Source organism: Providencia sp. PROV141, assembly GCF_028481645.1.
GTDB lineage: Bacteria > Pseudomonadota > Gammaproteobacteria > Enterobacterales > Enterobacteriaceae > Providencia > Providencia rettgeri.
Genome location: NZ_JAMPPR010000005.1, coordinates 96,400 through 105,017, shown reverse-complemented (window position 1 = coordinate 105,017; position 8,618 = coordinate 96,400). Strand labels below are relative to the sequence as shown.

The 8,618-nt window shown below is 41.1% G+C and carries 8 protein-coding genes and 1 tRNA gene; 2 read left to right on the top strand and 7 right to left on the bottom strand.

From position 1 onward, the window contains the following. Positions 1 to 30: 30 nt before the first annotated feature. A tRNA-Asp gene (locus tag PSF09_RS04140) sits at positions 31 to 107 on the top strand. Positions 108 to 191: 84 nt separating this feature from the next. On the opposite strand, the gene PSF09_RS04135 is transcribed toward PSF09_RS04140, so the two are convergent. From PSF09_RS04135 to PSF09_RS04105, 7 genes are all read right to left on the bottom strand, one after another. Then, positions 192 to 902, bottom strand: a complete 711-nt coding sequence (locus PSF09_RS04135) for an ArsR/SmtB family transcription factor (RefSeq protein ID WP_210839857.1) — start codon at positions 900 to 902, stop codon at positions 192 to 194. After that, a complete protein-coding gene (locus tag PSF09_RS04130) occupies positions 883 to 1,290 on the bottom strand; it encodes an amino acid-binding protein (protein WP_272666417.1) in 408 nt (135 codons plus the stop codon). Before PSF09_RS04130 ends, PSF09_RS04135 begins: the two co-directional genes overlap by 20 nt. Further along, positions 1,283 to 1,606, bottom strand: coding sequence for an antibiotic biosynthesis monooxygenase family protein (locus PSF09_RS04125; protein WP_272666418.1), 324 nt, complete (start codon positions 1,604 to 1,606; stop codon positions 1,283 to 1,285). The genes PSF09_RS04130 and PSF09_RS04125 overlap by 8 nt, the downstream gene beginning before the upstream one ends. A 119-nt stretch (positions 1,607 to 1,725) precedes the next feature. After that, positions 1,726 to 2,058, bottom strand: coding sequence for a YfiM family lipoprotein (locus PSF09_RS04120; protein ID WP_210839864.1), 333 nt, complete (start codon positions 2,056 to 2,058; stop codon positions 1,726 to 1,728). A gap of 67 nt (positions 2,059 to 2,125) precedes the next feature. Then, positions 2,126 to 3,481: a CDP-diacylglycerol--serine O-phosphatidyltransferase gene (pssA, locus tag PSF09_RS04115; RefSeq protein ID WP_272683523.1), complete on the bottom strand. Its 1,356-nt coding sequence runs from the start codon at positions 3,479 to 3,481 to the stop codon at positions 2,126 to 2,128. A gap of 159 nt (positions 3,482 to 3,640) precedes the next feature. Then, positions 3,641 to 6,286 carry a bifunctional acetate--CoA ligase family protein/GNAT family N-acetyltransferase gene (locus tag PSF09_RS04110; protein ID WP_272683521.1) on the bottom strand — a complete coding sequence of 882 codons (2,646 nt, stop codon included), beginning with the start codon at positions 6,284 to 6,286 and terminating at the stop codon, positions 3,641 to 3,643. Positions 6,287 to 6,514: 228 nt separating this feature from the next. Next, entirely contained in the window at positions 6,515 to 7,216 is a 702-nt protein-coding gene (locus PSF09_RS04105) for a tRNA-uridine aminocarboxypropyltransferase (RefSeq protein ID WP_272683520.1), read from the bottom strand. 169 nt (positions 7,217 to 7,385) lie between these two features. On the opposite strand from PSF09_RS04105, the gene PSF09_RS04100 reads away from it, so the two are divergent. Then, positions 7,386 to 8,462, top strand: a complete 1,077-nt coding sequence (locus PSF09_RS04100; protein WP_272666422.1) for a tRNA/rRNA methyltransferase — start codon at positions 7,386 to 7,388, stop codon at positions 8,460 to 8,462. The last annotated feature ends 156 nt before the right edge of the window (positions 8,463 to 8,618 follow it).

Sequence of the window (8,618 nt, the reverse complement as noted above, 5' to 3'; positions counted from 1 at the left end):
GGTAAGCAGCCGAAAGGCAAAAGAATAAGTGGAGCGGTAGTTCAGTTGGTTAGAATACCTGCCTGTCACGCAGGGGGTCGCGGGTTCGAGTCCCGTCCGTTCCGCCACTTATCGAAGCCTCGTGATGAAAATCACGAGGCTTTTTTGTGTTTCTAACATACTGAATTTTATCGATAATAGCCTATTGTAGGTTAAACAATATTAATATCAAAAATACGCTTTAAAGCTTTTTTACCGTTGGAAGTAAAAGTAATTTCTCTATAGCCTTTTGCTTTATCTATCCATCTATTTTCCTCAAAGAATTGTAGTAGCAAGGCTCCTGCAAGTCCTCCTAGGTGCATGCGCCTTTCACTCCAATCCAAGCAAGCGCATGCTATTTTTCGTTTTGTATGAGGAATAATATCTATCCCAAATTTTTTAAATTGCGCCATACCAATATCTGATAACTTGTTTTCTTTAGCGGTAAACCAACCATTTTTATCCATAAATTCGTAGATCTGAACAGCAACTTCCCCTGCTAAGTGATCATAGCAAGTACGTGCTTTTCGCAGATGAATAGGTGTTGCTATTGGTGGGGTATACTCTAATTTCATGGATACCCCCATTAATGTTTCTAATAATTCGGCAATATCTGAGCCTGCAAGTCGATAATAACGATGCCTTCCTTGAGATAGACAGCTAATTAAGTGGCTATTTAATAGCTTAGTGAGGTGTGCACTTGTTGTTGATGGTGCTATATCTGCAACTGCACTTAATTCTGTTGCTGTCCATGCTCTACCATCCATTAATGCACACAAAATGCTGACCCTTGAAGGGTCAGCAATCGCAAATGCAACTTTTGCGATAGATTTCTCTAATGGCTCTTTCTCTTCAATGAGAATACTATTTTTGCTTGGTATCATATGGTAGGCTTTCCCACTTCTTTGTGACTTCAGCAGTTAATATATTATTGTCTGTTATTAATATTAGCCTGTTATTATGGTCGCTATATTGGACTAAGATATTAATTTGGTGGAGTGCAAGCTGAGAAACAATTTCTCCAAGTTCGCCTGGGCGTTCTTGTTTTAATTTGCGGATCACAGGTTTTGAAATACTTTCAACCTTCAGCCCTACGGTAGCCAGAGCATTGCTTGCTTTTTCTGGCTGGGTGACGAGAAAGTGAGCATGGCTTTTTCCTTCGATAGAAAAAACACCACCACCTTCAAGGCCAATACCATGTTTCCCTAATGTTGTTGCCAGTAGTGCTAAAGCTCCCACTTGGTTTTCAAGAATCACATGAATATCATACATCAAAATTATCCTCTTTATTGAATGAGTAATCCTTTAGGGTATGGGCAATTCGAATTCGATAATGAGAAAAAATGGTTTGTTGTCCTTCAACTTGCGCTTCAATATGCATGAAATGTTTTTTCCAATTTTTTACGGCTTCTTCTGTTTCCCACCACGAAAGAGAGAGAATTTTTCCTTCAGTGGTTATACTTTGAAAACGTTCAACCGAAATAAATCCCTCTATGCGCATAAGTTCAGATTTTAGTTGACCGGCTAGTTCAAAATAACGATTTTTTTGTTCTGGTACTGGGATGGCTTCGAAAATCACTGCGATCATAAGTCTCTCCTTAATATTGAGAGCTCAACTATAGAGTATTAATTAAGAGATACTTCGATAGTGAACGAAATATTGAAAATAACAGGGGGGATTTAAATGAATGGGAAGTAAGGAGAGGGTTACTTTAAGGACTGATATAAACTATAACCCGCGATAGAACCCGCAATATCATAAGCAAAATCATGCCAGCTCCAACCGGTGCCTTCAGGCCGGCTATCATATAATTCTTTTGCGGCACCTAATGAAACTGAAAACAAGACCCCGAACTGCGCCGCTTCTCTGTGCCCCATATTTTGTCTATCTGCATAAGCGTTACCCGCTGCAGCCATAGCGGCTGAGAATGCAAAATGTTGTGCTTTATCTTTACCTTTCCAATTGTCATTGGACCAATGAAAACCACTGCATCCTGAGATGGAAAATATAAGTAAGCTAAAAATTAATGGCTTAAACATATTAGGTATCATTATCCAGATGATGAATGTAAAAAGCGCCACTTAAGTGACGCTAAATTGAGATGTATTATAAAATCCGACTAATTAACCGATCCACTCGTATTCGACGTAGCCTACGAATAAGTTTTTTCACTTTCACTGGATAAGTTTGGATGCTATCTAGTTCACGAAAATGGCTAACAACCTTAGTATGAGTTCGAATACACTCTAGTTCGTGATTTCGTTGCTCTTGCAATTGCTGTTTCGGGTCGTGAATTAGTACTGCGTTTTCAAGATCTAGCCCCCAAGCGCGTGGGTTTAAGTTGTTGCCTGTGATCAATTGCCAGTGATTATCAACCCACATCCCCTTTAGATGATAGGTATTGTCTGCGTCTTTCCAGAGCCTAACTGTTAACTGCTGGCTATCAATAAAGCGTTGCAAGCGACTAACAAAACGGCGGAGGTTGATTTCATAAAGGTATGGTAATGCACCAATTATTTTAAAGGGTTCTTCTGGTGGAATGTAGAAGTCATTGGCAGTTTTGTCACCAATGATAATTTCTACTTGTTTGCCATCACGGAGTAACCGGCTAATAACCCTGACTAATACCGCAGGTAAATTAAAATAAGGCGTGCAGATTGTTAGCTTATTATTTGTTGAACCCATTAAATGAGTGATAACACGGTTTAAATCGTTTTTCTTGCCGAGGCCAACAAAGGGAGTAACAGACAGTTCATCATTTGATGCATTCCCTGAAAACTGATAGGACGTACCTCGTAAGCTCAGACGGAATTGTTTAATTAGGTGCTTAAATTCAGCTGTTTTTGGCCGAGTCGGTGTATTTAATAGATGAATGGCGTCAGACTGTAACAATGCGTCATCAATAAATTTTTTCATTGATGCGGTAAGTTGGCTGTTTTTGATAAGGTGATAACGGTCATAACGGTATTTATTATGACGCTGTAAATAGACGTCATTAATACTTGCACCGCTATAGAGCAGAGTATCATCAAATAAAAAGCCTTTTAGGTGCAGAACACCCAGTGCTTCCCGTGTATTTACAGGAATACCGTAGATAGGGATTTCAATTTCAGGGTAATGTTTTGCAACATCATAATACCAATCGGCATTTGTGGCATTTGCAGCAGCCCCTATCCGGCCTCGTTGAGCACGGTGCCAGTCTACGAGAATTTTGATATCCAATGATGTATTAGCTTGTTTTGCAGAATATAGAGCATGAAGTATGTCTTTACCTGCATCGTCTTTCTCTAAATACAAAGCCGTTATGTAGATAGTATTTTGAGCTTGAGAGATTTGTTTAAGCAGTTCATCACGAAAATCTTCTGTCTTATATAGCGTTTTTACATCAGCAATTTCTTGAGAGAGTTTTGGCAAACTGACCAAATATTGTTGATGTTTTGCTTGTTTTAATTTTGACAACATCACAGTGTGAATTTTCTCTTATTAGTCTAATAGCAACTCGCTTTGCGCACATTTTTAAGCGAATGATCTATGGATGATAGCATATTTAGCCAAACCATTTAGTATAAATTGACGACTTGTTTAATTACTATACAAGTTGAGTCGTGTTCTTGGATATTTCTATAAGTGCAGTGTCAGGTTAACTACTCCATCTTCAAACTGAACGTCAATTTCAAAGCCGAGTTTTTTCGCTAGGCTAATCATATTACGGTTTTCAGGCATAGTTATTGCCGTCAGTTTTTTAATGCCGTGGCTCCGAGTATAGTTAAGTAACTTTTGCATCAGTTGATAACCGAGCGTTTGCCCTTTCATGTCGGAACGAACCAGTACTGCAAATTCAGCCTCTTGGTTATCAGGATCAGCCATCGCCCGTGTGACACCAATAATTTCAGGAGCTGTATTAGAATTTTTTACCGCAACAAAAGCCATTTCCCGGTCATAATCAATCTGAGTCATATTGGCGAGGTCATCATGGGTAAACTCACTAATTTCGCTAAAGTAGCGATAATAAAGATCTTCCTTAGTGACTTGTTCTATAAAGGATTTTAGCAAAGGCTCATCTTCAGGGAGGATCGGACGTAGTAAGCAAGTAAGGTCTTCTTTTAAATGAATCGTTTCTTCAAGTTCACTAGGGTAAGGGCGAATTGCCAACCTTGATGTTGTTGCATCATCTGTTGGGCTTAGAGTCATGGAGACATCAAGTAACGTAAATTCATCCCCTGAGGCAAGCAATGGGTGAATGTCTAACCTTGTAATATTCGGGCAATCAATAATTAAATTTGAAACACGTACTAATAGAGCTGACAACTCTATGATATTTAATGGTTCTAAAGCACTTCGGGATTTTATTTTATAACCTTTAATAGCATTAATAACTAGGTAGCGAGCTAAAGCCATATTTAGCGGAGGAAGAGCTACAGCAGCTTGGCTCTCTTGTTGCCACTCAATACCACCTTCTCCTAACATGATAAGAGGGCCAAAGACAGGATCTAGTTCAACAGCGATCCTGAGCTCTTGAGCACCTGCTCGATTAGCCATACTTTGTACTAGTAGCCCTTCAATTCGTGCATTAGGGAAATTTGTTGAAACACGCTCCATAATCGCTTTAGCTGCATCTTCTACCTCTTTAGCATTGCGTAAATAGAGCATGACCCCTTGTACTTCTGACTTGTGTACAATATCGGGAGAACGTAGTTTTAAAGCAACGGGGTAACCAATTTTCTCTGCGATTTCAATGGCTTCATTGCTCGAATGTGCAATCCAGGTGGGTAAGCTATTTAACCCGTAGGCTTTTAAAATAGGTTGAACCTCATGCGTATCTAAGTGTAGCTTATTATTTTCCAGTGCTTGTTGAATATATTCATGAGCTTGTTGAGTATTTGCTGTAATACCAACAGGTAGAGCCGGAGTTTCTTTGAGTTGTTTTTGGTTACGGCGATATTCCACCATATGCATGTATGCAGTGATTGCCCCTTCTGGCGTACGGTAGGTTGGGATCCCAGCTTCACTAAATAGCCGACGAGATTCTTGAGATGAATATTCTCCACACCAGTTGGTTAAGATGGTTAGCCATTTCCCTCGTGGGTGCTGCTTAATCGTTTTAATTATTTTTTCTGCCATGGTTTTACTTTCCGTTATCGCACTGGGGGTGTGGATAAGCAATAAAGCGTCATGGTCGTGGCTGTCGAGCATTTTGTTCAGTACATTGATATAGCGTTCAACGGTGGAATCATCCCCCAAGTCAATCGGGTTTTGCGTCGATAAATCAAGAGGTAACAGTGAGCTTAATTCATTTTCTGTTTCAACACTTAACGTTGCAAGTTTGCCACTACGTAAGAGAAGCTCGTCTAGTGCCATCGCGGCAGGGGCTGAGCCATTGCTCATGATTGACAGACGCTCACCGCGTAATGGTGTCATATAGCTTAATGTCTCAACCGCAGAAAACATTTCGTGAGTATCTTGCACGCGAAGGAGCCCAGCACGCTGGATTGCGGCGTCATAAGCGGCATCTAGGCTCGGTTTATCACCTAGAAGTTCTTGTGCTTTGCGGGTTCGACCGCTTTTTATCACTAATATAGGTTTATTACGTGAAGCACTGCGAGATGAAGATAAGAAACGTCGCGCATCACTAATACTTTCGAGATACAGCAAAATGGCACTGGTTTTGCTATCACGGGCTAAATAATCGAGTAAATCGTCAATATCAATATCGATGCTATCACCAAGGGCAATAAAATAAGAAAAACCGATGTCTCGGTGCCTTGCCCAATCCAGAACGGTATTTGATACAGCAGCAGATTGTGAGATAAAAGCGAGTTTTCCTTTTAAGATTGGAATTGGGGAAAAACTTGCATTCAAACCTTGCCATGGGGCGAGAAAACCTAGGCTATTCGGGCCTAATAGGCGAATTTGATATTGCTGGGCGACTTTTTTTAATTCATTAAACTGAATGGAAGGGGATGATAAAATAATAACCACTTTACAGCCAGCTTCCCCTAATTGCTGTAAACAGGAGATATTACGTGAGTAATGGGTACAGATAACGGCAAGATCAGGTTTGAGCGGCAATTTATCTATAGAAGGATAAGCAAGTACGCCGAGGACAGAGTTTCGGTTTGGATTAACAGGTAAAATAGGACCTTTAAAACCGCTGGTAAGTAGGTTTTTCATCATCACCGAACCTGCACGGCTCGGGTTTTCAGATGCTCCCACGACAACGATAGACTTTGGCCGGAATAAAGATTCTAACTGACTGACTAAACCCATGGTTGATAACCCTTTGCTTTGCTGAACGAGATAAGCGTTCAATAGATAAAAAGTGGCTGAGTGATACTTATGAATACTATGCCTTATCTTTGAGATTGCGCTAGTTTATCTGGTGAGTTTAATTAATTTATACAAGCACGTTCACGTTTTATCAGCACGACGATCTAAAAGTTGTCATTTAATGGTACTGGGCTCGAAAAGAAAGAGAAAAACAGTACCAATAAATAGTTAGAGGTGGGATTCGGTAAGTAGCTTCTGTGCAATAGGGTGATGCGGTTTCCCTTCAAGGTATTTTTGACGGAAAAGATTGAAGTGGCTAAAGAGTTGTTGTGAAGCGTCTAAATCTCCCGCTAATTCTAAAACGGTAGCTGCAACTTCAGCGGTACAATGTTGTTCTTCCTTTGATGGTGTACGTAGTAAATAGTCAGTCCTTGCTTTGGTATTAATGGAAAGCATTGGAATATCATTAAGATAAGGACTTTTACGAAACATTTTACGTGCTTCTGGCCAGGTTCCATCGAGTAAAATAAATAAAGCGGGTTTATCCGACAAAGTAGGCTCATTGACCACAACGCGTTCATTTTGAGCGTAGCTTTCTGGAAAGATGAGATAAGGTTGCCTTGAGGTGTCTTGTAATGCCGACAGTAGCTGTGCATCAGGCTCTGTCCTTGACCACTGAAAGGCCAAAGTGTTGGGTAAAATATCCGCAATCAATTTACCCGTATTACTTGGCTTAAATACTTCACCATCAAACATAATCAAGCAGAATTGACTTTTTGCTTGTGACGATACAGTGTCTTGGCACAGGCATTGTGGGATAGGTAATAAGCAATATTGGCAACGTTTTACTCGGCAGCCTCGTGCTTTAAACGGTTTAGTCGATAATGCGAGGCGCTGTTGACGCAGGTGATAAACGGCATTCGAAGTCATGTTGAGTGATATTTTTTAGGCCTAAAATGAAGGCGCATATTGTACGCAAAACGATTTCTATGCGATAGAAGTATATTCAATAACTTTTAGATGAGATAATAGTGTGAATCGGTAGCGTAGCCATGCAACATCATGTAATCTTCGCGCCATAGCTTAGTAGGGGATAGTGATGAACGACTCAAATGATTTTAGTGGTAAAAACGGCAAAGTAAAAGTGATGTATGTCCGCAGTGAAGAGCAGGACAGCAATAAAGGCAATGATAAACGCCGAGGCGGTGGCCGTGACGATAGGCGTGGTAATGACAAGCGTGGTGCCCGTCAAGATCGTGGTGGCCGCTCAAATCGCCCTGAAGGTAGTCGTGAAGGGCGTCGCTCCGATAACCGTAATGAGGAACCTCGTGAACGTTCACCATGGCGTACTGTTTCTAAGCCAGATAGCGAAGAATTAGCGAATGACCACGGCGGGATCGTTGGCAAGAGTCAAATCGACCCTGAACAACTGCGTAAGCAGCGCCAAGAAGAAACTCGTATCTATGGTGAGAATGCCTGCCAAGCCATGTTTAAAAACCGCCCAGATGCGATTGTTCGTGCATGGTTCTTGCAATCCGTCACGCCGCGTTTTCGAGATGCGCTAAAATGGATGGCGGCAAATCGCAAGGCTTACCACGTGGTAGATGACGAAGAATTATCGAAAGCATCAGGAACCGAACATCATGGTGGTGTCTGTTTTATCATCAAAAAACGTGGTGGAATGAGTGCAGATGCATATTTGCAGCAAGCGACAGGTAATGACTGCGTATTAGCACTGGAAGATGTGGGAAATCCTCATAATCTGGGCGGTATTATGCGTAGCTGTGCGCATTTTGGCATCAAAGGTGTAATTTTGCAGGATGCAGGTATGCTGGAGTCTGGTGCGGCAATTCGTACTGCAGAAGGCGGTGCTGAGCACATTAAAGCGATTGATGCAGATGGATTAACAGATACTTTGGATAAATTCCGCAAAGCGGGTTATACCATTGTGACGACTTCCAGCCATAAAGGCAGCCAAGATCTCGCAAAAGCGAAGTTACCAGCCAAAATGGTATTAGTTTTAGGCCAAGAGAGTGATGGCTTAAGTGATAGCACGTGGGATCAAGGTGATATGAGTTTGTATATCGGTGGAACAGGTAAAGTGGAAAGCTTGAATGTATCTGTTGCAACGGGAATTATGTTGGCCCAGTGGTGGCAACAAAACCAAGTTAAATAACCCTCACGTTTTATAAAAAAATAAGGCCATACATAAAGGATGCATATCCCACGCTGTATGGCTTTTTTATTTCTGTCACAAAGGCAACTTACTGAATCAGTATGAAAATTTTGCCAAGAGCCTCAGAGAACCCCATAAAATTATATGGGGTTGGGC